This window comes from Paenibacillus sp. SZ31 (genome assembly GCF_012912005.1).
In the GTDB taxonomy this organism is placed as follows: Bacteria; Bacillota; Bacilli; order Paenibacillales; family Paenibacillaceae; genus Paenibacillus.
In genome coordinates this window covers 108,836-134,594 of sequence record NZ_JABBEA010000018.1, presented here as the reverse complement: position 1 = coordinate 134,594, position 25,759 = coordinate 108,836, and the positions used below count along the sequence as shown (strand labels likewise).

Genomic DNA, 25,759 nt, shown 5'->3' with positions numbered 1-25,759 from the left:
ACTCACTCGTTGTTCAGTTTTCAAAGATCAAACTTGTTTCGCTGCCGAACGTTGTTCTCTTCAGCAACTTTTATATCTTATCACATCCGAACCAACTTTGCAAGCTCTTTTTTTAAGTTTCTTTCGAAGCTTATTTCATTTGCTTGCCGCACCGTGTAAACCGTGTTTTCTTGGCCGGACTTAGAATATACCATGTACAGTTTTTGTTTGCAAGTCTTTTTTTGATTAATTATAAATCTTTTTATAATCTTCGTAGTATATCTACATTACCACGCTTGTTTCACATAAAGAGGCCTCTCTATAAAAGAAAGACCCTCTCATCAAGTTGCTCTAATTATCTATAGTTAACCGATAACCTCTTGAATGTGAAGCTGCCGTTGCTGCATTAGGTTAATGATGGTTCCTTCTACTGACACCATAGGCCTTGTAGGATGATCTCGATCAGAGAATACGATCTCTCCAATTTGATTATTGCTTAGTTTTACTCGAATGCCATTATGAATCTGGGTTGACCGTTGAACAAATACACTTACGATTGCAGGATCTAATTTCCCGAACGCTTCACTCTGGATCTGTTCCAGCACCAGATAAGGTGATTGTGCCTTACGGTAGATCTTCTCCAGCGTCATAGCATGGAAAATATCAGCGATAGCTACAATTTTGGCGTAGATATGAATCTGCGTTCCACTAAGCTGCAATGGATAGCCCGATCCATCCACTTTTTCATGATGCTGCAAGGCTGCAAGTCTGGCACCCTCATTAATGGCTTTTGCCTGTTTAAGAATCTGATAACCATATTTAGTATGCTGACGAATTTCTTCCTGCTCTGTAGCCGTCAACGTAGATGGTTTATGGAGAATCTGAGGATCTACCTTGTTGTTACCAATATCATGGAACAAGCCTGCAAAAGCAACTTGCATCCAATCCTTGGAGGGGAGATCCATCCATTGAGCCAATTGATACGATGTGATCGCACTCAGTACGGCATGGTGATAAACATAATCATGTTCTTGTATTACTCGTGGGCTAAAGGTAAGCACATTATATTGTTTGAGATGTACAAATAAAGCCTCCAACTGTGTACGCAACTCATATACAGGCAATTCAGCTGCTAGAGAGGACAGGAATGCATTTTTGGTTAATCCGACCATCTTCTCATACTCATCCTGTAGAGACGTTACTGCAGGAGCTGTGACGAGGTTCCCCGTCTTTCCTGCCCGTTCACCATTCTTCTCATTTGCTGTACTTCCTGTCGGCCCAGATGCACCTTTGGTTCCTGTACTGCCTGATACCATTCTTTCTTGTTCAATATCTACCTGGTGAATCATAAAGGCTCTGAGCACTTCCATATCCTTGGGTAAAATGACTTTGCCCTTCTGAAGCAGGACGTTGCCGCGAAGCGTTTGCACATCACTTCCAAGTTTGAGTCCTGGTTTGACTTCTGACAGGGTAATTAATCCCATGTTTATTCCCCTCACTCATCGTTCTTCTATGTTAATAACAAAACAAGACCATAGTCCCGGTTTTTTCATGATATTTCCCATTATATTACTCAAAAATCAGGCTGTACATCCCAGATTCTGATTAATCAAAGTGATGGTTCCTTGATGCAACAAAAGGGCCCCCAATGGGAGCCCTCTTAATATTATTCCAATCTCCAAGAGATTGGTTTTCAGTAATTTTATTCTTATGCTTCCGAACCAGAATCGTCGCCCTCAACTTCAGCTTCCGCGTCAGAAACGGTTCCTTCTTCCAGGCTTACTGCCGGAGCTTGGGTCTCCCCGCCTTCTTCGAAGCCTTCAAGTGACTCATCGTCTGGTTCTTCTTCATTTTTGTCAATTCGGCTAACTGTTGCTACCGAATCCTCATCACGAGTATGAATCAGCTTCACCCCTTGCGTGTATCGACCCATGGTGGATATGCCTTCCATGCTCATCCGGATCAAAGTACCGCTAGACGTGATAATCATCAGATCCTCTTCGGTTTTAACCATCTTGAGGCTGACTACTGAGCCGTTCTTCTCTGTGACGTTAATGGTTTTGATCCCTTTACCGCCACGAGTCTGCATCCGATAATCACTGACAGGTGTACGTTTACCGTAACCTTTGGCTGTAACGATCAGAACATCAAGCTCTTTATCGACTACATCCATGCCAATAACGGCATCCTGTTCATCCAATGTGATCCCTTTAACCCCGGTAGCACTACGTCCCATGGAACGTACATTACCTTCCGAGAATCGGATAGACATCCCATGAGCTGTACCCATAATGATCTCTTGCTGTCCATCGGTCAGCTTAACATCGATCAGGATATCATCATCACGCAAGGAAATACCGATCAGGCCGCCTTTGCGAATATTGGTGTAATCCTCAAGTGGCGTCTTCTTCACAACCCCTTGACGAGTAGCAAAGAACAAGTATCTGTCACTTTCAAATTCCTGAACTGGAATCACGGCATTAACCGATTCGCCCTGCTCGATCTGAATCAGGTTGATAATTGGTGTTCCCCGTGCAGTACGTCCAAGTTCTGGAATCTCATAAGCTTTGAGACGATACACTTTACCTTTATCAGTGAAGAACATGAGGTAATTGTGAGAGTTGGTCACAAATAGATGCTCAACAAAGTCGGTATCTTTGGTGTCCATCCCTACAACCCCACGTCCACCACGTTTCTGGCTGCGGTATGTGGATACCGGCAGACGTTTCACGTAGCCTGTATGGGTAATCGTGATAATAACCTCTTCACGTGGAATCAGGTCCTCATCCAGAATACTCTCTTCGCCTACAGTGATCTCTGTACGACGGTCATCGCTAAAGCGGTCACGAATCTCTTGCAGCTCCGTACTGATAATCTCAAGCACCAGATGCTCATTGGCCAAGATTTCACGGTACTCCCTGATTTTAACCATCAGTTCGTTATATTCGTTTTCAATACGTTCGCGTTCCAGACCTGTGAGGCGTTGCAAACGCATATCAAGAATCGCTTGAGCCTGATCATGACTGAGTGAGAAGCGCTCAATCAAACCTTCTCTGGCTGCATCTGCATTACTGGATGAACGAATCAATGTAATAATCTCATCGATATGATCCAGCGCAATGCGCAAGCCTTCCAGAATATGTGCACGAGCTTCAGCCTTCTTCAGTTCAAACTGCGTACGTCTGCGAATAACCTCAATCTGATGCTGCAGATAGTGATACAACACTTCACGCAAGTTCAGGATTTTAGGCTCTTTATTTACAATCGCAAGTATGTTAATTCCGAAAGTGGATTGCATCGATGTGTGTTTGTACAAGTTGTTCAGAACAACCCCCGGATTCACGTCTCTGCGGAGCTCAATTACAACCCGCATACCATTACGGTCAGACTCATCACGAAGGTCTGTAATGCCATCAATTTTTTTATCACGTACCAACTCAGCGATTTTCTCAACGAGTCTCGCCTTGTTCACCTGATAAGGGAGCTCTGTAACGATAATTCTCGCTTTATTGTTATTCTCTTCGATGTTGGTTTTGGCCCGCATCGTTACTGAACCACGTCCGGTCTGATACGCTTGACGAATGCCTGAGCGTCCCAAAATGTAACCGGACGTTGGGAAGTCTGGCCCTTGAATGTAATCCATCAGTTCCATGGATGTAATATCCGGATTTTGAATCATGGCCTGTACACCGTCAATGACCTCTCCCAGATTATGAGGAGGAATATTGGTGGCCATACCTACCGCGATCCCGCCGACCCCATTGACAAGCAAGTTAGGGAAACGAGCAGGCAGTACGATTGGTTCATGTTCTTCACCGTCATAGTTCGGCTGGAAGTCAATCGTATCCTTGTTGATATCTCTGAGCATTTCCATTGCAATCTTGGAGAGACGAGCTTCGGTATAACGCATCGCTGCTGCCATATCGCCATCGACCGATCCAAAGTTACCATGTCCATCTACGTGCATATAACGCAGGGAGAAATCCTGTGCCATCCGTACCATCGTCTCGTAAACAGCAGAGTCACCGTGCGGGTGATACTTACCGATAACTTCGCCGACGATTCTGGCTGATTTTTTATGTGGTTTATCGGGTGTCATGCCGAGCTCTGACATCGCGTACAGAATACGCCGGTGAACCGGCTTCAATCCATCACGCACGTCAGGTAAGGCACGGCTAACGATGATGCTCATCGCATAATCCATAAACGATTCACGCATCTCGACGCCTATATCCCGATCTGTAATCTGAGAGTTCATTTCTTCCGCCATGCTGGACCTCCTTCTTGTCCTTCAACAAACGTTCCATTCCGTCATGCAAAAAAATTGATTATATGTGAAAAGCCTAACAAGGCTAAAACCGCGCAAGAACGCTACTCTTTATTATATTACTTTCACAAAAGTTACACAATTAAACGTCCGCTGGGCAATAGCCTTTCTTCCGGGAACTTCTGCGTCTCTGGGGATTCGCCCTGCCTTCCTCTCCAATTGCACATACAATGCTAGAAAAAGCGGCATGTGTACTGTGCCTACCGAGGCTAAAGCCGTTCCCGTTCTACGATCAAACTGCAAATTGTGCAGCTCATCGCACAAAACGCCATATTTCTCTATTATACCACTGAAATCGTCTCTTGTCCTTCGATTTCTCCGTGTCTTCCCCTCTTGAGAACTGAGCAAAACATGAAAGGACTGATGAATCTTGGGTATCCAGCGTGTCTCCAGCAAATGGGCCAAAACAGCTGTGTTACAACGCAGTCGCAATGTGAATGAATATATCCCTGTGACCCGAAAATATAGCCGTCAAACCCTGGAACGAATGACTGAATTATTTGAGTCGAACTATATCAAACCGGACCGTGGCACTTATGGCAATGGCGTCATGCGGGTGAAAACCACCCGTATGTACCAACCTGTGTTTTATTCCGAAGATTCCACCACAAATGCAGAGGTCACTGAAGAACCCAATGATCGAAGCCTAACTGACGAAACCGTGGCGACCTCTGTTACCTCCAGAGCTACCCACCTCACAACAACATATCGACTCCAATACGGAACAGAGGAGAGGTCATTTCACTCCTTGGACGATCTTGAACGGGCACTGAATGATCGCATTCAAAGACGTGACTATATCATTCAACAGGGAATCCCGCTGATGAAGCATGAGGGTTTGCCTTTTGACTTGCGCGTGTTGACCCAGAAAAATCTGCAACACAACTGGGAAACAACAGGTGTGCTGGGACGGGTCGCCGCTCCGGGCAAAATCATCACCAACATTCATGGTGGTGGACGATTGGCCACGTTTGAAGAACTCGTACTTCCCCATCTTCATCAGGATGGATTCAAGAAGCTTCGCCATGAGCTATACCGATTAGGCATTCACACCGCCGTGCAATTGCAAACATCATTTCCAAGGCTCAAAGAGATTGGGATTGATATTGCGCTAGACGAAGAAGGGCGCCCCTGGATTCTTGAAGTCAATACACTACCAGGCATTTATGCTTTCGGCTTACTGCCGGACAAGGAGACATACCGAAAGATCAAACGATATGCGATTGCATACGGTCGTCTGCCCTCCAAAAAGGGTAAAACCACTCGTCCATCCCCTAAAGCACAGGCCTCGTCTGCTAAAAAACGTGTACGTCGGTAACAAATGAATACGGAGGTCTATTAGATTCTCTCTTCGATGATTCCAATAATATAAAAAGGCGCCCTCGCAGGCGCCTCTTCGAATATCGTTAAATGTCGAGGTTTTTCACGTATTTAGCATTTTCCTGAATAAAGTCACGACGCGGTTCAACGTTATCCCCCATGAGGGTGTCGAACATGGTATCGGCAAGGATGGCATCGTTGATCGATACTTGCATCATAGTCCGGCTCTCCGGATCCATCGTTGTTTCCCACAATTGTCCGGCATTCATCTCACCGAGACCTTTGTAACGCTGAACGTTGAACTTCGCATTTTCGCCGAGCGTTGCAATAATTTCATCACGCTCTTTCTCGGAACCAGCGTAGCGAATCACTTTGTTACGCTCAATCTTGAACAATGGCGGCTGCGCAATGTATACATAGCCAGCCTCAATGATCTTGCGCATGTACCGATACAGGAATGTCAGAAGCAGTGTTCGGATATGAGCGCCATCGACGTCGGCATCTGTCATTAAAATGATTTTGTGATAGCGGGCTTTGGCAATATCAAAGTCATCACCAATACCTGTACCCATCGCCGTAATAATCGCTCTAATCTCCGCATTACCCAAGATCCGATCCAGACGAGCTTTTTCCACGTTCAGAATCTTACCACGGAGCGGCAAAATGGCTTGGAAATGACGATCCCGACCTTGCTTCGCTGATCCGCCAGCAGAGTCACCTTCGACGATGTACAATTCGCTGATTGAAGCATCCTTGGATGAACAGTCGGCCAGTTTACCTGGAAGAGAGCTTACTTCAAGTGCTCCTTTACGACGTGTCAGTTCCCGTGCTTTACGGGCCGCTTCACGCGCACGTGCTGCTTGCAGTCCTTTTTCCAAAATACGACGGGATACGGAAGGATTCTCTTCCAGGAATTCCTGCAGCTTCTCAGCAAACAAGGATTCGACAATACCACGCACTTCACTGTTACCAAGCTTGGTCTTCGTCTGTCCTTCAAACTGTGGTTCCGGAATCTTGACCGAAATAATAGCCGTCAAACCTTCACGCACGTCATCGCCTGAAAGGTTACCAGTGCTGTCCTTGATTACCCCCGCCTTACGAGCGTAGTCATTGATGATCCGTGTAAGGGCACTCTTGAAACCTGATTCATGCGTTCCGCCCTCATGCGTGTTGATATTGTTCGCGAAGGAATAGATATTCTCGGTGTAGTTGTCATTGTATTGCAGCGCAACTTCCACCTGGATGTTATCTCTGGAACCTTCGACGTAAATTGGATTTTCATGCAATACTTCGCGCTTCTGGTTGAGGAAGGAGACGTATTCGATAATACCGCCTTCGTACAGGAACGAGTTGGTTGCACCTGTACGCTCATCCGTCAGTGTAAGACCAATACCCTTGTTCAGGAACGCCAGCTCACGAATACGGGCAAGCAAGATGTCATATTCATAAACTCTCGTTTCCGTAAAAATTTCAGGGTCCGGATGGAACCTAACCGTAGTTCCTGTTTCGTCGGTTGTACCGATCACTTTCAGGTCATACTGTGGAGCTCCACGGCGATATTCCTGTTGGTAGATATGTCCTTCGCGTTTAACCGTTACAACCACTTTTTCAGAGAGAGCATTTACAACGGACACACCAACACCATGCAAACCACCGGATACTTTATATCCGCCGCCGCCAAATTTCCCCCCTGCGTGGAGGACAGTCATAACTACCTCAAGTGCAGGACGTTTCATTTTGGCATGTTCGCCGACAGGAATACCCCGTCCGTTATCGACTACAGTTACGCTGTTATCTTCATGGATACTGACCTCGATGTGGTCACAGTAACCTGCAAGCGCTTCGTCGATACTGTTGTCCACTACTTCCCAGACCAGATGATGCAGGCCCTTGGAACTGGTGGAACCGATATACATCCCCGGACGCTTCCGTACGGCTTCCAATCCTTCAAGGACCTGAATTTCATTCGCATCATATGACGGTTGATTCATAGACATGCCTTTCACCTACTTCTATAGATTCAATATCGTAAATATGCGTTAACTAAGAATGTTTGCTGAAATAGGCAACGTCCTTCATTTCAGCCAGCTGTCCACATAAAGACAAGCAGCAAAAGACACACCTTTTATGCCACACCAACGCTAGAGATCAGGAAAAATGTGAGCCCGCTTCTTCAGCGTGGCTGAGGAAATAGGTGAATAGTACACAATGTTTTTGGTTACCACAATGGACTTGGCTTCCTCTTCGCCGATGTGTTCCACTGTTTTTTCCTGCTCGGCATGAGTGACATACTGCTTGGAGATCTTTGAGGATTTTTCAATCGATATATCAAAAATAGCGACCAATTCGGAAGAACGGATAATCTTCTCACCGCCCAGATGAATGTACATAAGCCCTCACTCCTTAGCGTTCAACCTGTCCGGCATGAACGTGATAAATACTGGCATCTTTGAGCTTGTCAACGTTCAGGCTCTCGATCCCCGTAGCCGTAATAAAGGTTTGCACCTTGCTCTGGAACGTTTCGATCAGCTGTGTCTGGCGAAAAGGATCCAGTTCGGACAGGACGTCGTCGAGCAGTAGGACCGGATATTCTCCGATTTCTTCGTGAATCAGTTCAATTTCCGCAAGTTTAAGGGACAACGCCGTTGTGCGCTGCTGCCCCTGCGAGCCATATGTTTGTACTTCCCGATCGTTAATGAAAAAGGACAGGTCATCCCGATGCGGCCCACTAAGGGTTGTGCCTCGGCGAATCTCCTGCTCTTTCATTTGTGATAATTTTATCATAAATTGGTCCATTAAGACAGCTTCATCTTCTTCAGCGGCTTCGCTGAAGGAAGGAAGGTAGGCCAGCCGCAACACTTCTCCGCCTCCGGTGATCCCTTGATGAATCGTTTCTGCCCACTTTTGCAGTTTCTTTATGAATTGTTTCCTTTTTTTGACGATTTTAACACCATGCTCAACCAGTTGTTCGTTCCACACCTCAAGCATGGTCTGGGCCGATGCCCCTTGTCCCCATAGCTGCTTAAGTAAATTGTTTCGTTGGACCAGCACCTTTTGATATTGCTGCAGATGATACAGGTAACCTGGTGCAACCTGTCCAATCTCCATGTCAAGAAACCGGCGGCGGACCCCCGGTGTGCCTTTTACGATCTCCAGATCTTCCGGTGCAAACATCACGACATTAAGCGCTCCGACAAAATCACTTAACTTGCGCTGCTCCAGGCCGTTAATCCTCGCTTTTTTGCCTTGTTGTGACAAAGACAGTTCAAGCTTGACCGATCCGTACTTTTTGTCGACTTCTGCTGCAAGTCTGGCACGTTCCTCACCAAAACGGATTAACTCCTTGTCACGGGATGTACGGTGGCTCTTGGTGAGTGCAAGTACAAAAATCGCCTCTGCAAGATTGGTCTTGCCTTGGGCATTTTGCCCGATCAACAAGTTTACAGGACCAAAAGAGTCCAGTCTCAGATGTTCATAATTGCGGAAATTCTGCAGATCAATGCTGTTCACAAACACGCGGTAACCTCCCTTTTATCCCGTCCGTCAGGAGGCAGCAGGATCGAACTGGTCTTCTTATTCTGCGGCAACTTCGAATGTGCCTTCTCCGTCCACTTCAACGATATCCCCAGGGTATAACTTACGTCCCCGACGTTCCTCGGGCTCTTTATTCACACGTACAAGTCCCTCCTGCAGCAAAGCTTTGGCCATACCTCCGGTTGGGATGCAATCAGCCAGTTTCAAAAATTGGTCAAGCTTAATATATTCCGTTCGAATCGTAACTTGGTTCACTGTGATCTTCCTTTCGTTAGTTAGTCGTCCGATATGGCAATATGACGTAAAGGCTGTGACTGTCATCCAGCGGTTTCAAGATGATTGGACTCATGACGCCCGTAAAAGCGATCATCAGCTGCTCACTTTCAACGACTTTCAACACATCCAGCATGTATTTGGAGTTGAACGAGATTTTTAACGGTTCTCCTGTAAACTCTGCAGGTTCGATTTCTTCTCTTACTTTACCTAGCTCGGAAGAGCTTGAGGAAATTTCGACTGATCCCGAATCCATGGTTTGCATACGCACAATGTTTGTTTTCTCTTCACGCGACAGCAAATAAGCCCGGTCAATGGATTCACTTAATTTTTTTGTATCTAAAACGAGTTCTGTTTTGTATGACGTTGGAATAATTCTAGAAGTATCGGGATATGTTCCGTCCAGAATACGTGAGTAGAACAATACACGGTCAATTTTGAACAGGACCTGGTTATCTGCAACAACGATATCCACAAGGGTATTTTGATCCGGAACGATTTTGCTGAGCTCGTTCAGCGTTTTACCGGAAATGACCACGTTGTTAAAGCGAATACCTTCTGCATTATCCAGCATTGCAGATCGAGTAGCAAGACGGTGACGGTCTGTTGCCACAAATTTCAATTCGTTGTCACCCAAACTCCAGAGTACGCCTGTAAGGATTGGTGTTGTCTCATGTGTGGAAATGGAGAAGACGGTTTGTTTGATCATATTTTTCAGCAAATCTCCTGGAATGGAGACGGTTTGGTTTTCTTCAATGCTTGGCAGTACCGGGAATTCTTCCGGATCAAGACCTACGAGTTGAATCTCAGTCGCACCTGCAGAGATAAAGGTGTTGAAGTTCTCTTTGACTTCCATGTGTACTTCTTGGGATGGCAGCTTCTTGATGATCTCCACGAAAAACTTAGCTGGCAAAACTACACTCCCGGGTTGTTCTACCTGTACCACGCTTTTATCTCCATCTTCAAGCGGGATGAAGGATTGAATGGATATATCGGTGTCGCTTGCTGTCAACGTTACACCTTGATGATTCACGTCGAATTTGATACCGCTCAGAATTGGAATCGTTGTACGGCTCGAGATCGCTTTGGATACTTGCTGTATGGAATCGTTTAAGTAGTTTTTCATTATGCTGATTTTCATGGTTTCACTCCTAGCTGATTTTTTGGGTGATGGGGTGTTAAAAGGTGTTTTTCAAAGGCCGAAGGCTAAGCTCCGAAATGGCTATTTTGGAGATGATATCTTTAAGATCTTTTTAGTAATAATAGTAATAGGGGCACTGAATATGTGGATAAGTGGGTATAAACCCGTACACCCAAGCCTATCCACATGTGTATACGTTGTGCATAGGCTTGGGACTTGTTCAGGTTGGATTCTTAATTTTTTCGGTTAAGTTGTTGATAACTTTATAGAGATCCTGATCGATTTTTATGGCTTGGGAGATTTTTTCGTGAGCGTGTATGACAGTGGTGTGATCTCGTCCTCCGAATGCTTCCCCAATTTTGGGCAGAGAAAAGTCTGTCAGTTCACGAGAGAGATACATGGCAATCTGTCTTGGGAAAGCAACTGCCTTGGTCCGTTTCCGTGCTTTGAAATCTTCAAGCTTAAGGCTATAGTACTCGCCGACCTTTTGTTGGATGTCATGAATAGTGATCATTTTGGGACGACTCGAAGGAATTATATCCTTCAGTGCTTCAGCTGCCAGATGAGTGGTTACATCTTGATTAGTCAGCGAAGAATAAGCAACAACGCGAATCAGTGCGCCTTCCAGTTCACGGATGTTGGTGTCAATCTGGTTGGCGATATACATCATCGCTTCATTCGGAATATCCAGGTTTTCTGCACGTGCTTTCTTACGCAAAATAGCGATTCTTGTCTCCAAATCTGGAGGCTGGATATCCGTAATTAATCCCCATTCAAAGCGAGAACGAAGTCGTTCTTCCAGTGTCGGAATTTCCTTCGGTGGTCTGTCGCTGGAGATGATGATCTGCTTCCGTTCCTCATGCAGCGCATTAAACGTATGGAAAAATTCCTCTTGTGTCGATTCTTTTCCCGCCAAGAACTGAATATCATCAATGAGCAGAATGTCGACGCTCCGGTATTTGTTACGGAAGCTCTCCCCACGGTTGTCACGGATCGAGTTAATGAATTCGTTCGTGAATTTCTCAGACGACAAATAAACGACTTTGCTGCCCGGATCATGCTCCAGAACGTAATGTCCGATCGCATGCATCAAGTGAGTTTTACCGAGACCTACTCCTCCATACAGAAAGAGAGGATTGTAAGCTTTGGCGGGCGCTTCAGCGACCGCCAGCGATGCGGCATGGGCAAAACGGTTGCCCGGCCCGATGACAAATGTATCGAACGTATATTTCGGATTCAGCATGCTGAGTACCGCTTCTTCCTGTACAACTGTAGGCGTTGGTGCCGGTAGTTGCGGGTCCGGTTCAGCAGGCTTGTTCTCTTCGATGACAAATTTCACATCGACTTGTTTGCCAAGCAGCTCGTATACCGTCGAGCCAACCAATTTGGTGTAACGGCTCTCCAGCCATTCGACGGCAAACGTAGTTGGTGCGGAAATGACGATTGAACGGTCATTCAGCTTTGTGGCTTTGGTGGCTTTGAACCAGGTGTCAAAGCTGGGTTTGCTGAGTTTGTTTTGTATGATTGATAAAATTTGCTGCCATAAATCAGAAGTATGGCTGTCCACAGACTGTCACTCCTTTTACATGTTCCAAGTGTGGCTTAAGCCATGATGCAGTGTCGAAATACGAGATATATTGTTGAATTTATCCCCAAACCCCCGTAGGTCGAAAACAAAAAAAGTATGAACAACGGAAAATTGTTCACAACTTTATCCACAGGCTGTTGATAATATTATGGGTCAGATCACATATTCACATCCAAAAGTAATACAATCATAGCAAAAGAAACCCCGCATTTCAACGTATCGCGTGATTTTATCCACAAATTCAATAACTTGTGTATAATTTTTAGTCACAACACAATATATTGTTTATAAACTGTTTAATTTTCGACAGGATGACCCAAAAACCAAAAATGTTTTATACACAGGTTATCCGTCAAATGATGCCAAATTGTGTGTAAAAGTATTCTTCGTTTGTGAATAACCTGTCTGTGGATAACCGTTAATTAAAAATGGAGCATGATCGAGATCGGAAATAGAGTTACCTCTGACCCTCGTGTTTTCCTTGCCAAAGGAGTTAGGGAAATTTCACGATTTCAGCGTAAGGCTGGAAGGCGGAAAAGATCCCAATTGGCGTATCGTTAAACAAGAAATGTGATCTAGTTTCTGAGGAGATGGGGATCTGTGGACATCGATATAGATGGAAAATGAACAAAGAGGAATTCATTATAAGACAAGTGGAATATGAATTATCCGGAATGAAGAGGTAAGCCGAAACTCAAATATTGAGGTAGAAGTGTATGACTATATGATATGAATCCAAACGACATTTTATGAATTTATATCAAAAGAGGGTGTCCCCTGAAACCGATTTTTGGTTTCAGGGGACACCCTCTTTCTTTGTGTGGAGACTAAGTATGGATTGATGATTTAGAGACGCTCATGGGACATCTTGCGTTGAAATTCAGCGATATCTGCGTATTCCTCCTCCAGTTTGCGAGAGATCCGAATAAAGATGGGCAGCAGCTCCTGGTAGAGTGCAGCATTCTCTTTGACAGGGGTATGTCGATGGGTTGTACCCACCATGGAAGAAACGGCATGAAGCGAGTCAATTCTCCCAGTAGCGTACAAACCAAGCACAACGGCACCCAGACAGGAACTTTCGAAGCTTTCAGGTACAACGACTTCCTGATTGAAGATATCGGACATCATTTGGCGCCAGAGAGGAGAGCGTGCAAACCCACCGGTGGCTTGAATGGAGGTAGGTTGTCCAATCTGTTCTTCCATGGCGAGTAGTACCGTATATAGGTTGAAAATGACCCCTTCCAGGACAGCGCGGATCATATGCTCTTTCTTATGATGGAGTGTTAAGCCGAAAAAGGAGCCACGGGCATCCGGATTCCACAAAGGGGCACGTTCGCCCGAAAGGTACGGATGAAACAGAAGTCCTTCCGATCCCGGCCGGACACGTTCAGCAATTTTGGTCAGCACATCATAGGAATTGATGCCAAGTCGTTTGGCTGTCTCCACTTCAGACGCTGCGAATTCATCCCGCACCCAGCGAAATAACATACCACCGTTATTCACTGGTCCGCCAATGACCCAAAGATTCTCTGTGAGGGCGTAACAGAAGGTCCGACCTTTGGGGTCGGTAACCGGACGGTCCACGACAGTGCGAATGGCCCCGCTGGTTCCGATGGTTGCTGCAACAACACCAGGTTCAATGGCGTTTACGCCGAGATTGGACAAAACCCCGTCACTTGCGCCAATAACGAAGGGCGTGGAGGGGGAGAGAGCCATTTTTTCAGCCGATTCGTGATTCATTCCTTCTAATATATGTGTTGTGGGTACGAGCTTCGACAGATGGTCGGGTGTAATGCCTGCAATTTCAAGGGCTTCCGCGTCCCAGTCCAGTTGTTCCAAATTGAGCAAGCCTGTGCAGGAAGCGATGGAATGATCGACTACATATTGCCCGAATAGACGGAAGAACAGATATTCTTTAATAGAAATAAATTTGGCTGTGCGCTCGAAAAGTGTAGGTTCATCGTGGCGCAGCCACATTAATTTGGTCAGCGGTGACATGGGATGAATCGGTGTACCTGTGCGCAGATAGATGCGATGGCCCAATCCATTCTCTTGCAGCTGGGCAGACCATGCTGCACTTCGATTATCGGCCCAGGTGATGCAGCGGGTTAAGGGTGTATCGTCCTGATCCATGGCAATGACACTATGCATAGCCGAGCTACAGGACACGAACAGGATCTGCTCGGCAGCAACACCACTATGATCCATAACTCCTCGCACAGAGCGGAGGGCCGCTTGTACAATCTCTTCAGGGTCCTGCTCGGCAACATCGGGTGCCGGGGTATACAAAGGATATTCCTGCGTTGAGGTACTGACGACGGAGCCCTGCTCGGTAAATAACACGGATTTGGTACTGGTGGTACCGATATCGATTCCGATCATGTAGTTGTTCATGTATTTAATCCTTCTTTCTCCAGAAAGCGATAAGATTTTAATTTCTTTCTACTATAGATACTCCATTTATACGACTGTACTTAGCAGCAAAATAAAGATCAGTCCGACCACGGATAATAGTGTTTCCATAACGGTCCACGTTTTCAATGTCTGGGCGACGCTCATATTAAAGAATTCTTTGATCATCCAGAATCCTGCATCGTTCACATGAGACAAGATGAGTGACCCCGCGCCTGTGGCGAGTACAATGAGTTCAATATTGGCCCCTGGTGTGAGTGCAAGCACTGGAGCGACGATACCAGCGGCTGTTGTCATGGCTACGGTTGCTGAACCGGTAGCTACACGAATAAGCGCCGCAACAAGCCAGGCAAACAGGATCACGTTAATGTTGGCATGGGTAGCGACTTCAGCAATGGCATTACCTACACCACTATTAATCAATACCTGTTTGAAGGCACCGCCTCCACCAATAATGAGAATGATGGTCGCCGTAGGCGCCAGACATTCACTGGTGAAGCGAGAAATATCGTGCTTGGTGAATCCACGTGCGAAGCCGAGTGAAAAGAGGGCAAATACAACAGAAATCAGCAGAGCAATGATCTCATGACCGATAAATTCACTGAAAACGGTGAATCCGCTCGTGGCATTTGGATCAATGATACTCGCTATGGAACCGATTAACATCAGAATGACCGGCAGCAATATGGTAAACAGGGTAATACCAAACCCAGGCATGTTGCTGTTTGTTTTGGTTGCGAATTGTTCAGCCAGTTCAGCTGGCGGTTCGGTGTGTATTCTTTTTCCAATAAATTTACCAAACAAAGGACCTGCAATAATCGCTGTAGGAATACCAACAATAAGGGAGTACAAAATGGTTTTACCCAGATCTGCGCTGAAGGCTTCAATTGCAATCATTGGCGCTGGATGGGGTGGAACCAGACCGTGTACAGTCGACAGACCTGCCAAAATGGGAATACCGATCTGCAGCAATGACATGTTGGTTTTACGTGCAACGGTGAAAATGATGGGGATCATCAAAATAACGCCGACTTCGAAGAAAACAGGAATACCGACGATAAAGCCAACAATCATCATGGCCCAGTGCACACGTTTCACACCGAACCGATCGACCAATGTAGTTGCAATGCGCTCGGCACCGCCGGATTCGGCCATCATCTTACCGAGCATCGTACCAAGAGCAATAACAATTGCAATGGTTCCAAGTGTGCCGCCGAGTCCCCCGGTAATGGAAGAGATCACATCGGCAGGTTTCATACCTGTAAGTAAACCGAGCATTAATGCGGATAACAAAAGGGTGATAAAGGGATTCCATTTATATTTAGAGATCAAAACGATCAGAAAAACGATCGCAATTAACGTCCAGACCAATAATGTTGCATTATGGGATAGTCCAAAAAGAGTGCTCATGATGTGTGTGCTCCTTTATTTCTGATATAGAACGCTTACAACTGAAATTATCGTTAACACGTAGATTCGTGCCAGTACTGCTGAAGGGCTATTCGCGAAAATGTAGCTTTATCATGCCCAAAATGGAAACAAAATCGCATTTTGTATACTTGTCGACAAGTTAGAGCGCAATCATACACGACGGATATGATTGCAAACGCTCTGCACCAATTAGGAATCGAAGCTTTCGTGCAAGGTTTTGCCGGAATCTTGGAAATACGTGCGGACTCCAGCCTGAATGAGCAATTTGTCACCGGATTCTAATGCTTCAACGAGCAAACGGTGTTTCTCAATTACAGCGCTTACTTTCTGCTCGCCTTGAACAAATACTCTGCGCGTCGTGAGCAGCATAACGGTCATCACAACATATCGAATACTGTTCCATAGGTGTGAAATACGGGAATGCTGGGCTGCTTCAATGATGGTTTCGTGGAAAACGAGATCCTGATAAGCGAATTCGACAGCGTCCTGATGTCTTCCAGCGAGTTGCATTTTGTCGATCACGTTACGCAACTGGGTGATTAATGACTCTGGAACATCCCCAGCCAGTCGCTGCTGCACAAAACTTTCAATCAGGAAACGGACATCATACAATTCTTCGACATCCTTGATCCTCAGTCCCAGGACAACGACACCCATACGTTCAAGCCTAATCAGACCTTCATTAGACAATGTTCGTAACGCTTCACGGACAGGTGAACGACTGCTGTCAAAATCAGCCGCAATTCGATTTTCCGACAAAATCTCTCCAGGTCGAAGGGTACCACTGATGATCCGCAGCCTTAATTCGCAGGCAATGGCTTCACCACGGGAAGCCCCTTGAAGCCAGGAAGAAGGAAATAGCATATGGCTAACGCTCCTATTAATAAGTAATCAGTTCATTACTGATCATAGCATAACTATTTTGAGGACTGGACATTTCAGCTCAATCCATAGTCTGTAGTATGCATGATAACGGCTGATGTATTTTTCAAAGGACTACTTGTATACAAGATGTGATTTTTATCCTACACCTTTCTCAAAAGCTTGTAAACCTCAATTGAAGCGGATACAACTTGATCAGAATTCAACGATATTGGTAGCCTGTAATCATTATCCACATGTGAATAACTTTAAACAGGAAGTATTGAAGGAGATAGCGGGTATTGGAGGGTGTGGATAACTATAAATGCGGTATTATCGTGATCTGATCAGGGTCTGGGGATAACTTTTTGAAGCTCTCTTCGAGGCTTGGTAATGATAATAAAGTGAACGGGCTGTGGTCATCATTTCTGGCGGGATGGAGAGCGTATATAAAAGAGGGAGAAGCCTTGAGCCTTGCAGTTGACTTTTCCAGGTGATCATGGTTAAATATATAAAGGTGTTTTCTGTGAAGATGAAAGTGATTCATCACATAAGTATTTCCTTGTGAGGAGGTGCAATACATTGAGACCTACATTCAAACCGAACGTTAGCAAACGTAAAAAAGTTCATGGTTTCCGGAAAAGAATGAGCACGAGCAACGGCCGTAAAATTTTGGCCGCACGTCGCCTTAAAGGCCGTAAAAACCTGAGTGCTTAATGCATTGAAGACCACCGAGGTGGTCTTTTTTTTCTTAATTTGGATCATTTCAGACTGGATGCTGGTACAGATCAGGTCTGAATGGTCTGCGGAAAAGTTCTGAATACACATCTATGTATGTCGAGTGAGTTTTCCATTTTCGAAAACTTACCTTATATAAGGATGAATGTTTGCTCGGTTTAAACGACCGATCAACAATCATCGCAAATGAAGTTGTTGTCAAGACGGTTTACCGTTATTCAAGAAAGCCTATACTAAATCAGTAATGAGGCCTCCGTCAATAACAATGGTGGAGAACAGCAAGGAGAAGCGCCGTGTATAAAAGACTGCGTCTACGAAACCGGGCGGACTTTAGCCGTGTATACCGGTATGGAAAATCGTTTGCCAATCATCAATTCGTGGTGTATGGCTGCCGCCGTAAAGATACGGAACAATTCCGGGTCGGCGTATCATGCAGCAAGAAAATCGGAAACGCTGTCGTACGCAACCGGATGAGACGCATGATTAAGGAAATTGTTCGTCATCATGAACATGAGATTGTCACGCAGATGGATCTGATTTTCATCGTCAGAAAAGGTGCACTGGACATGCCCTATAAGGAGATGGAAAAAAGCCTGCTCCATGCGATGCGCAAGGGCTCACTTTTGAAGTCGAGCAAGCGGTAAGCTTCGGTTTATTTGTCCTCCTAATTATGGTATGATTTACGGTGGAATGGAATGGTTAAGAGAGGGGTTATGAAGTGTCGCGATTGAAGACATCAAAGGGGAAGTGGATTCTCCTCATTGCAGTCATTGCAATGGTCACTGTACTCGCCGGATGTACTCCACAGGGAGCCGGGGTTACTACGGAAGATCTGAAGAATAGTGGTTCTTTTTGGCAATCTAATGTTATTTACTGGTTCTCACTGGCGCTCGATACATTCGCCAATTGGTTCAACGGTGAATATGGACTGGCCGTCCTCGTGATGGTGCTTATTGTACGGACATTGATTTTACCATTAACGATGAAACAAGTCCGTAGCTCCAAAGCCATGCAGGCCATTCAGCCGCAGCTGAAGGAGATTCAAGCGAAGTTTAAAGATACACCTGAGAAAGTTCAGCAAGAAACAATGAAGTTGTTTCAGGAGAACAAAGTTAATCCGATGGCGGGTTGTCTGCCACTTCTGATTCAGATGCCGATTTACATCGCACTTTATAACTCAATTTACGGAAACTCCAGTCTGAGAACACATGATTTCTTGTGGCTCCAGCTCGGGGAACCGGATCACCTGTTTATTTTGCCAGTGCTGGCTGCGATCACAACATTCATTCAAACATGGATGATGATGCGTATGAACCCTGCACAGCAAGTGGGTCCGATGCAGTTTATGCTATGGGTATACCCAATTTTGATCTTCGTAATGTCTTATCAGTTCCCGTCAGCACTTCCGCTGTACTGGTTCTACAGTAACATCTACACGATCGTGCAAAACTATTTCCTTTACCGGAATAATGATAAAATCGTGGCTGAGGTCAACGTGAAGCAGAATAGCTCTTCCAAAAATGGAGCTAAACGCAAAAACGGTGGCAAAGCGACCGTCTCTGGAAAAGGGTCGAAAGGGGCCAAAAAATCGAAATGACCAAAGTCATTACGTCAGGAAAAACCGTTGAAGATGCTGTAAACCAAGGATTGACCGAGCTTGGCGTAAGTCGGGACAAGGTCGAGATACAAGTGTTAGAGCAGCCGTCAAAAGGATTCCTGGGTTTGATCGGGGTGAAGGCGGCCAAAGTTGAAGTAAAACTATTGCCTGTACCCGAAGTTGTTCAACAGCCGATCAAGCCAGCCGCGCACGTACCTGAAGTAGATGCATTACTTGAGGGTGTCGCAGCTAAAAATCCCTATGAAGAAGCGGCTGCTTTCTTGAAAGAGGTCGCAGCAGGTATGGGACTGGATGTTGAAGTGCATATCAAAAAACAGCGGGATGGACATATCTTCAATATTGCCGGTGAAGACCTGGGCATGATTATTGGCAGACGTGGACAGACGCTGGATGCGCTTCAGTATCTAACGAACATTGTAGCGAACCGATACTCGGAAAGCTTCGTTCGAATTGTGCTCGACGCGGAGAATTTCCGTCAACGTCGGCGGAAGACGCTGGAGGATCTGGCTGAACGGTTGGCTGGACAAGCAATCCGTACCGGCAAGGAAGTTGTACTGGAGCCAATGCCTCCGCTCGAACGAAAAGTCATTCATGCAAAACTGCAAAATCACCCGCAGATTAAGACGTTAAGTAAGGGCGAAGAGCCCAATCGGCGTGTGGTCATTACCACGAAATAACACGAAATTGAAGACGCAATGGCTTCCTGCCCGGTGCAGAAGCCATTGCTTTTTTCGTACAGAAGCAATTTGATAAGATGCGTAACACAGGTAAATAGTGAACTTAATACGATAAGCAGCATGTCATATGATATATCATCAATAGAGTTGAAAATGGATATGACGTCCCCCGAGGGGCGGCAATTTTAAAATAGAGCAAGGAGAGATAACCATGTTCAGTGATACGATCACAGCGATATCAACAGCTGTCGGAGAGGCGGGGATCGCCGTGATCCGGGTCAGCGGCCCGGAAGCAGTGTCGGAGACGGAAAAGATTTTTCGCAGCAAAACCCCTTTAACTCAGGCAGCATCCCATACGGTTCATTATGGTCATATCATAGATCCGGCGAGCGGCGAGAAGATCGAGGAAGTGCTGGTTACGGTCATGCGGGCACCACGCTCATTCACAACAGAAGATGTCGTGGAGATCAGTGCGCATGGCGGTGTGGTGTCGGTAAAACGGGTCATGGACCTGCTGTTGCAGCTTGATATTCGTCTGGCTGAACCGGGTGAGTTCACGAAGCGTGCGTTCCTCAATGGGCGGATTGACCTGTCTCAGGCTGAAGGTGTCATGGATCTTATTCGTTCCAAATCGGACCGAGCTTTCTCGGTTGCATTGAAACAGGTTGAAGGCAAACTATCCTCTAAACTGCGTGATCTACGATATACATTGGTGGAAACACTGGCTCACATTGAAGTGAATATCGATTACCCCGAGCATGATGTGGAGTCGTTAACGTCTGATTTCATTAAGGAAAAGTCCAGTCAGGTTATGACTGAGATCGATAAATTGCTTACCACAGCAGAGCAAGGAAAGATCCTGCGAGAAGGTATCACGACGGCTATTGTTGGACGACCTAACGTAGGTAAATCCTCATTGATGAATACACTTGCCCAAGACAATCGAGCCATCGTCACGGACATTCCAGGAACAACTCGTGACGTGATCGAGGAGTTCATTACGATTAATAATATCCCATTGAAGTTACTTGATACGGCAGGAATTCGGGAAACGATGGACGTTGTAGAGAAGATCGGGGTAGAACGCTCTCGTTCTGCGGTAAGCGAAGCTGATCTGATCTTGATGGTTGTGAATGCTGCTGAGCCACTTCATCCCGATGAGATTGAATTATTGGAACAAATCCGCGGTAGACAATCGATAATCATTATGAATAAAATGGACTTAACGCCACAGGTAGAACGTGACGTGCTGCTTCGTTACATTCCGGAAGAGCGGCTTGTACCGATGTCGGTGAAAGATGATCTGGGTGTAGATCGACTGGAAGATGCCATCTCTACGCTATTCTTTAGTGGTAAGCTGGAGTCCGCAGACCTGACTTATGTCAGTAATGTGCGTCATATTGCTTTGCTCAAAAAAGCGAAGCAGTCCCTGGTGGATGCCTATGAAGCGGCAGAGCAGTTCATTCCAATCGATATGATTCAGATTGATGTTCGTTTAGCGTGGGAGCATTTGGGCGAGATTGTTGGAGATACGGCACATGATGCATTAATTGATCAGATCTTCTCCCAATTCTGTCTAGGAAAGTAAAAATAATATACTGCGGATAAGCTTGAATCGTAGTGTATGATGGAGAGGTACAATTTCTGCCTGTTGTCAAAGGATGGAATGATGTTGTAGCCATTACGTGTTGGTTTCATATAGATAGGAATGCAAGTTCCGATGAACGGTTAGAAGTATTTCGTTTTCATTATAAGGAGGTAAACAGGAATGGCTTTTGATGGCGGCAGTTATGATGTAATCGTCGTTGGTGCAGGACATGCTGGTGTGGAATCCGCGCTGGCCGCAGCCCGTATGGGGTCCAAAACACTAATGATTACCATCAATCTGGATATGGTGGCCTTTATGCCTTGTAACCCATCCATTGGGGGACCGGCTAAAGGACATGTTGTCCGTGAGATTGATGCACTTGGTGGAGAAATGGGACGGAATATCGATAAGACCTTTATTCAGATGCGGATGCTCAACACGGGTAAAGGGCCTGCTGTTCACGCGCTTCGTGCTCAAGCAGATAAATTCTCCTACCAGCATAAAATGAAGGAAACGATGGAGAATGAACGTAATCTGACGATGCGTCAGGGTATGGTTGATCGCCTGATCGTTGAAGATGGAAAGTGTGTAGGAGTCGTGACTCAGACCGGAACAGAGTATCGGGCCAAAGCCGTCGTTCTGACGACAGGCACATACTTGCGCGGTAAAGTAATTATGGGTGAGTTGATGTATGAGAGTGGACCGAACAATCAACAACCATCTCTTAAATTGTCAGAGCATCTGCGTGAACTGGGCTTCGATCTGGTTCGTTTCAAAACAGGTACACCTCCACGTGTGCATAAGGATACGATTGATTTTAGCAAAACCGAAATTCAGCCTGGTGATGATGAGCCGAAGTTCTTTTCCTATGAAACAGAATCTTCCGATAATGAGCAACTGCCTTGCTGGTTGACGTATACATCTGTGGAAACACATCAGATTATTAATGATAATCTGCATCGTGCACCGATGTTTTCGGGTGTGATTGAAGGGACTGGACCGCGTTACTGTCCATCCATTGAAGATAAAATTGTCCGGTTTAGCGACAAACCGAAACATCAGATTTTCCTGGAGCCGGAAGGCAAAAATACATCGGAGTATTATGTGCAGGGGCTATCTACGAGTCTGCCAGAAGATGTTCAGCTTGCGGTTCTGCGCTCGATTCCAGGTATGGAAAAAGTAGAAATGATGCGTAACGGTTATGCAATTGAATACGATGCGATGGTGCCTACACAATTGTGGCCGTCACTTGAAACCAAACGTCTGCCAGGTCTGTTCACAGCGGGTCAGATTAACGGTACTTCGGGTTATGAAGAAGCGGCTGGACAAGGCGTTATGGCCGGCATTAATGCAGCACGCAAAGTACAAGACAAAGAGCCGATTGTGCTTGATCGTTCGCAAGGATATATTGGTGTGCTGATTGATGATCTGGTAACAAAGGGTACGAATGAACCTTATCGTCTGTTGACTTCACGTGCCGAGTATCGCCTGTTGCTTCGCCATGATAATGCAGACATGCGTTTGACGGCAATCGGACATGATATTGGACTGATCCCTGAAGATCGTTATACGAAATTCTTGGATAAAAAGGCGAAAGTCGAGCAGGAAGTCGCGCGTCTGAAAGTGGCTAAAGCTCGCCCGGTTGAAGTGAACGCAAAGCTGGAAGAGTACGGATCTACACCTATTCAGGATGGCAGTACGTTGCTTACCTTGCTGCGTCGCCCGGAGCTGGGGTATGAACTGATTGAACAGCTCTCACCATCTGAGGTAGAACTGACAGCAGATATGAAAGAACAAGTGGAAATACAAATTAAATATGCGGGTTATATTGAGAAACAATTGATCCACGTGGAACGTTTGCAAAAGATGGAGAAAAAGAAAATTCCGGACACCATCGTATATGATGAGATTCATGGTCTTGCTATGGAAGCCAAGCAGAAGCTCACTACGATTCGTCCAATCTCGATTGGTCAGGCTTCTCGTATTGCTGGAGTTACTCCTGCCGACATCTCCATTCTGCTGGTCTACCTGGAGCATTATAACCGTGTAACCGCAGCAAGGGGACAATAATGGACGATATTCAACAGCAACTGCAGCGGCGCTTAAAGAAACATGGATTAGAGCTGGGCGAACTCCAGTTGGAGCAATTCGAACTGTATTATCAGGAACTGGTATCCTGGAATGAAAAGATGAATCTGACCGGAATTACGGATCGGGAGCAAGTGTATACCAAGCATTTCTATGATTCGGTATCGCTGGCTTTTTATACAGACATGACTAAAGTAAATAGGCTTGCTGACATTGGTTCAGGAGCGGGTTTTCCTGGATTACCCCTGAAAATCTTTTTCCCGCACATTGAGCTGACGATCATAGACTCATTGAATAAACGTATTGGTTTTCTACAGCATGTGGTAGATATCCTTGGCCTGACAGACGTGGAGTTGGTCCATGGACGTGCTGAAGAGATCGGACGCAAAGAAGGGTATCGTGACAGTTACGATCTCGTTACGGCGCGTGCAGTAGCCAAGCTGGCTGTACTGAATGAATTCTGTCTTCCGTTTGTTCGCAAAGGTGGAATGTTCGCTGCGATGAAGGGCGGAGACCCACGTGAGGAAATGAAGGAAGCGGAGTTCAGCTTCAATCAGCTGAAAGGACGGGTGAAAGCCGTTCATCCTTTCCAGCTGCCGGTTGAAGAATCAGAGCGCCATATCATCCTGATCCAGAAATTTGATAAGACACCTTATAAGTACCCGCGTAAGCCAGGCACTCCAATGAAGACTCCACTGGTATAGTTGGATGAGGGTTTTTGAAGGTAGTCAAAACTAAATATAATTTTAGCCATGGAAAAAGAAGATGTTTCACGTGAAACATCTTCTTTTTTTTGTCTTCTGAAATAGAGGACTGGATCAACATCATGGATACTTCCTATTACATATCTCTTTAATCATGCATAATGATCAATTCAACGCGTAGTAACACATGAACATTTTCAAGAATTATATGTGTACAAGTCGCCATATTTCCAATATTCACAAAGAAAAAGCAGGAAAATAAGCAGAGTTTAAAGAATAGGTAAGCATAGGATTATGATAGAAAAGATGATAGAATAGAAGTATCCGATCCTGGGTTACAGCGATCATAGAGTATATGTATAGATAGATGGATACGCGTTCAGTGTTGCATGACAGGAAGCGTTATGAAAGGCAAAACTTATTCCAAGAACGATGCAATTGAAGGGTCGTTTATTGAATAAGAAGCACCTGCAAAGATTGTGGGAGCTATTACGAAACTAGGTGGTAATCTGCGGAATGAAAGAACAATTTTCGAAGTTGTTTGGTTTGGCGGAGCGCAATAACGGAGATGAGATCAAACAGATTCCGGTTAATGAAATTGTGAGCAGCCCATATCAACCCCGTACTATTTTTGATGATGATAAAATTGATGAGTTGTTGCAGACGATCAAAACACATGGCGTAATTCAGCCTATTGTCGTTCGCGTGCGAAATGGATCATATGAGATTATTGCCGGGGAACGTCGCTGGCGTGCAGTTCGAAAACTGGGTTTGGATACGATTCCAGCCATTGTGCGTGAATTCAACGATTCTCAGGCCGCATCCATTGCACTGATTGAGAACTTGCAGCGTGAAGGATTGACCTCCATTGAAGAAGCCGTCGCTTATCAGAAGCTGATCGACTTGCATCAACTGACACAGGAAAGTCTTGCACAACGACTCGGCAAAAGCCAGTCAACCATCGCCAACAAAATTCGGTTGTTACAGCTTCCGGAAGGCATTAAGGCTGCATTAATGGAACGCAAAATTTCTGAACGGCATGCAAGAGCATTACTTTCTCTCGATACGGAAGAACTGCAGATGAAGTTGCTCGGTGAGATTATTGAAAAAGAATTGAATGTGAAACAGACAGAGGCACGTGTGGCCTTTTACAAGGAATCTTCCAAGATTAAAAAATCTAGACGTGTTTCCTTTACCAAGGATGTAAGACTTGCACTTAATACAATTCGTCAATCCATTGATATGGTAACTGGCTCTGGTCTGGACATTAAAACAAAAGAAGCAGACCATGAGGATCATTACGAGATTGTTATCCATATTCCAAAACGTAAATAATTGAAGCTTATGGCGGCAATGAGCCGCTTTTTATGTCTATAAAGCAAGATAGGCCTGGATTTTTAAAGAACGGTATATTGATGGAACGGTAGTTGTTGTTTGTGTGGACGATAGCCGCCTGCTTTTTGTTAACAATATCTCACAA

The 25,759-nt window shown here is 45.5% G+C and carries 20 protein-coding genes; 9 read left to right on the top strand and 11 right to left on the bottom strand.

Going from position 1 to position 25,759, the window contains the following annotated elements:
* Positions 1-344 precede the first annotated feature (344 nt).
* Both HF638_RS25010 and gyrA read right to left on the bottom strand, forming a co-directional pair.
* Positions 345-1,463, bottom strand: coding sequence for an HD-GYP domain-containing protein (locus HF638_RS25010; RefSeq protein WP_169482707.1), 1,119 nt, complete (start codon positions 1,461-1,463; stop codon positions 345-347).
* 224 nt (positions 1,464-1,687) lie between these two features.
* Positions 1,688-4,249: a DNA gyrase subunit A gene (gene gyrA / locus HF638_RS25005; protein WP_169482706.1), complete on the bottom strand. Its 2,562-nt coding sequence runs from the start codon at positions 4,247-4,249 to the stop codon at positions 1,688-1,690.
* A 427-nt stretch (positions 4,250-4,676) separates the two neighbouring features.
* On the opposite strand from gyrA, the gene HF638_RS25000 reads away from it, so the two are divergent.
* Positions 4,677-5,624, top strand: a complete 948-nt coding sequence (locus tag HF638_RS25000) for a YheC/YheD family protein (protein WP_169482705.1) — start codon at positions 4,677-4,679, stop codon at positions 5,622-5,624.
* 88 nt (positions 5,625-5,712) lie between these two features.
* Here HF638_RS25000 and gyrB read toward each other — a convergent pair whose 3' ends face one another.
* The 9 genes from gyrB to HF638_RS24955 form a co-directional block, all read right to left on the bottom strand.
* Positions 5,713-7,623, bottom strand: a complete 1,911-nt coding sequence (gene gyrB, locus HF638_RS24995) for a DNA topoisomerase (ATP-hydrolyzing) subunit B (RefSeq protein ID WP_169482704.1) — start codon at positions 7,621-7,623, stop codon at positions 5,713-5,715.
* Between the two features lie 144 nt (positions 7,624-7,767).
* A complete protein-coding gene (gene remB, locus HF638_RS24990) occupies positions 7,768-8,016 on the bottom strand; it encodes an extracellular matrix regulator RemB (protein ID WP_017691405.1) in 249 nt (82 codons plus the stop codon).
* A gap of 13 nt (positions 8,017-8,029) precedes the next feature.
* A complete protein-coding gene (recF, locus tag HF638_RS24985; RefSeq protein WP_169482703.1) occupies positions 8,030-9,142 on the bottom strand; it encodes a DNA replication/repair protein RecF in 1,113 nt (370 codons plus the stop codon).
* A gap of 57 nt (positions 9,143-9,199) precedes the next feature.
* Positions 9,200-9,415 carry a S4 domain-containing protein YaaA gene (yaaA, locus tag HF638_RS24980; protein ID WP_036611994.1) on the bottom strand — a complete coding sequence of 72 codons (216 nt, stop codon included), beginning with the start codon at positions 9,413-9,415 and terminating at the stop codon, positions 9,200-9,202.
* A 16-nt stretch (positions 9,416-9,431) separates the two neighbouring features.
* A complete protein-coding gene (dnaN, locus tag HF638_RS24975; RefSeq protein WP_169482702.1) occupies positions 9,432-10,574 on the bottom strand; it encodes a DNA polymerase III subunit beta in 1,143 nt (380 codons plus the stop codon).
* A 220-nt stretch (positions 10,575-10,794) separates the two neighbouring features.
* Entirely contained in the window at positions 10,795-12,141 is a 1,347-nt protein-coding gene (dnaA, locus tag HF638_RS24970) for a chromosomal replication initiator protein DnaA (RefSeq protein WP_100526825.1), read from the bottom strand.
* 867 nt (positions 12,142-13,008) lie between these two features.
* Positions 13,009-14,556 (bottom strand): gluconokinase, encoded by a 1,548-nt coding sequence (gene gntK / locus HF638_RS24965; RefSeq protein WP_169482701.1) that lies wholly within the window; start codon positions 14,554-14,556, stop codon positions 13,009-13,011.
* A gap of 66 nt (positions 14,557-14,622) precedes the next feature.
* Positions 14,623-15,984, bottom strand: a complete 1,362-nt coding sequence (locus HF638_RS24960; RefSeq protein ID WP_169482700.1) for a GntT/GntP/DsdX family permease — start codon at positions 15,982-15,984, stop codon at positions 14,623-14,625.
* Positions 15,985-16,194: 210 nt separating this feature from the next.
* Positions 16,195-16,869: a GntR family transcriptional regulator gene (locus HF638_RS24955; protein ID WP_169482699.1), complete on the bottom strand. Its 675-nt coding sequence runs from the start codon at positions 16,867-16,869 to the stop codon at positions 16,195-16,197.
* Between the two features lie 579 nt (positions 16,870-17,448).
* Between HF638_RS24955 and rpmH the strand changes: the two genes are divergently transcribed.
* The 8 genes from rpmH to noc all read left to right on the top strand — a co-directional run bounded on the left by rpmH (position 17,449) and on the right by noc (position 25,614).
* Positions 17,449-17,583 (top strand): 50S ribosomal protein L34, encoded by a 135-nt coding sequence (rpmH, locus tag HF638_RS24950; protein WP_017691413.1) that lies wholly within the window; start codon positions 17,449-17,451, stop codon positions 17,581-17,583.
* Between the two features lie 314 nt (positions 17,584-17,897).
* Positions 17,898-18,248 carry a ribonuclease P protein component gene (rnpA, locus tag HF638_RS24945; RefSeq protein ID WP_036611981.1) on the top strand — a complete coding sequence of 117 codons (351 nt, stop codon included), beginning with the start codon at positions 17,898-17,900 and terminating at the stop codon, positions 18,246-18,248.
* A 74-nt stretch (positions 18,249-18,322) separates the two neighbouring features.
* Entirely contained in the window at positions 18,323-19,201 is an 879-nt protein-coding gene (locus HF638_RS24940) for a membrane protein insertase YidC (protein ID WP_169482697.1), read from the top strand.
* Positions 19,198-19,899 (top strand): RNA-binding cell elongation regulator Jag/EloR, encoded by a 702-nt coding sequence (gene jag, locus HF638_RS24935; protein ID WP_076332219.1) that lies wholly within the window; start codon positions 19,198-19,200, stop codon positions 19,897-19,899. The genes HF638_RS24940 and jag overlap by 4 nt, the downstream gene beginning before the upstream one ends.
* A gap of 211 nt (positions 19,900-20,110) precedes the next feature.
* Positions 20,111-21,487 (top strand): tRNA uridine-5-carboxymethylaminomethyl(34) synthesis GTPase MnmE, encoded by a 1,377-nt coding sequence (gene mnmE / locus HF638_RS24930; protein WP_169482695.1) that lies wholly within the window; start codon positions 20,111-20,113, stop codon positions 21,485-21,487.
* A 180-nt stretch (positions 21,488-21,667) separates the two neighbouring features.
* Entirely contained in the window at positions 21,668-23,557 is a 1,890-nt protein-coding gene (gene mnmG / locus HF638_RS24925) for a tRNA uridine-5-carboxymethylaminomethyl(34) synthesis enzyme MnmG (protein WP_169482693.1), read from the top strand.
* Positions 23,557-24,279 carry a 16S rRNA (guanine(527)-N(7))-methyltransferase RsmG gene (gene rsmG, locus HF638_RS24920; RefSeq protein WP_169482691.1) on the top strand — a complete coding sequence of 241 codons (723 nt, stop codon included), beginning with the start codon at positions 23,557-23,559 and terminating at the stop codon, positions 24,277-24,279. Before mnmG ends, rsmG begins: the two co-directional genes overlap by 1 nt.
* A gap of 516 nt (positions 24,280-24,795) precedes the next feature.
* Entirely contained in the window at positions 24,796-25,614 is an 819-nt protein-coding gene (noc, locus tag HF638_RS24915) for a nucleoid occlusion protein (RefSeq protein WP_091012196.1), read from the top strand.
* The last annotated feature ends 145 nt before the right edge of the window (positions 25,615-25,759 follow it).

What these genes read in the sequence shown, in the direction of transcription:
- HF638_RS25010 (WP_169482707.1), bottom strand. Translation starts at nt 1,463, where the DNA reads ATGGGATTAATTACCCTGTCAGAAGTCAAACCAGGACTCAAACTTGGA.
- gyrA (WP_169482706.1), bottom strand. Translation starts at nt 4,249, where the DNA reads ATGGCGGAAGAAATGAACTCTCAGATTACAGATCGGGATATAGGCGTC.
- gyrB (WP_169482704.1), bottom strand. Translation starts at nt 7,623, where the DNA reads ATGTCTATGAATCAACCGTCATATGATGCGAATGAAATTCAGGTCCTT.
- remB (WP_017691405.1), bottom strand. Translation starts at nt 8,016, where the DNA reads ATGTACATTCATCTGGGCGGTGAGAAGATTATCCGTTCTTCCGAATTG.
- dnaN (WP_169482702.1), bottom strand. Translation starts at nt 10,574, where the DNA reads ATGAAAATCAGCATAATGAAAAACTACTTAAACGATTCCATACAGCAA.
- gntK (WP_169482701.1), bottom strand. Translation starts at nt 14,556, where the DNA reads ATGAACAACTACATGATCGGAATCGATATCGGTACCACCAGTACCAAA.
- HF638_RS24960 (WP_169482700.1), bottom strand. Translation starts at nt 15,984, where the DNA reads ATGAGCACTCTTTTTGGACTATCCCATAATGCAACATTATTGGTCTGG.
- HF638_RS24955 (WP_169482699.1), bottom strand. Translation starts at nt 16,869, where the DNA reads ATGCTATTTCCTTCTTCCTGGCTTCAAGGGGCTTCCCGTGGTGAAGCC.
- jag (WP_076332219.1), top strand. Translation starts at nt 19,198, where the DNA reads ATGACCAAAGTCATTACGTCAGGAAAAACCGTTGAAGATGCTGTAAAC.
- mnmE (WP_169482695.1), top strand. Translation starts at nt 20,111, where the DNA reads ATGTTCAGTGATACGATCACAGCGATATCAACAGCTGTCGGAGAGGCG.
- mnmG (WP_169482693.1), top strand. Translation starts at nt 21,668, where the DNA reads ATGGCTTTTGATGGCGGCAGTTATGATGTAATCGTCGTTGGTGCAGGA.
- rsmG (WP_169482691.1), top strand. Translation starts at nt 23,557, where the DNA reads ATGGACGATATTCAACAGCAACTGCAGCGGCGCTTAAAGAAACATGGA.
- noc (WP_091012196.1), top strand. Translation starts at nt 24,796, where the DNA reads ATGAAAGAACAATTTTCGAAGTTGTTTGGTTTGGCGGAGCGCAATAAC.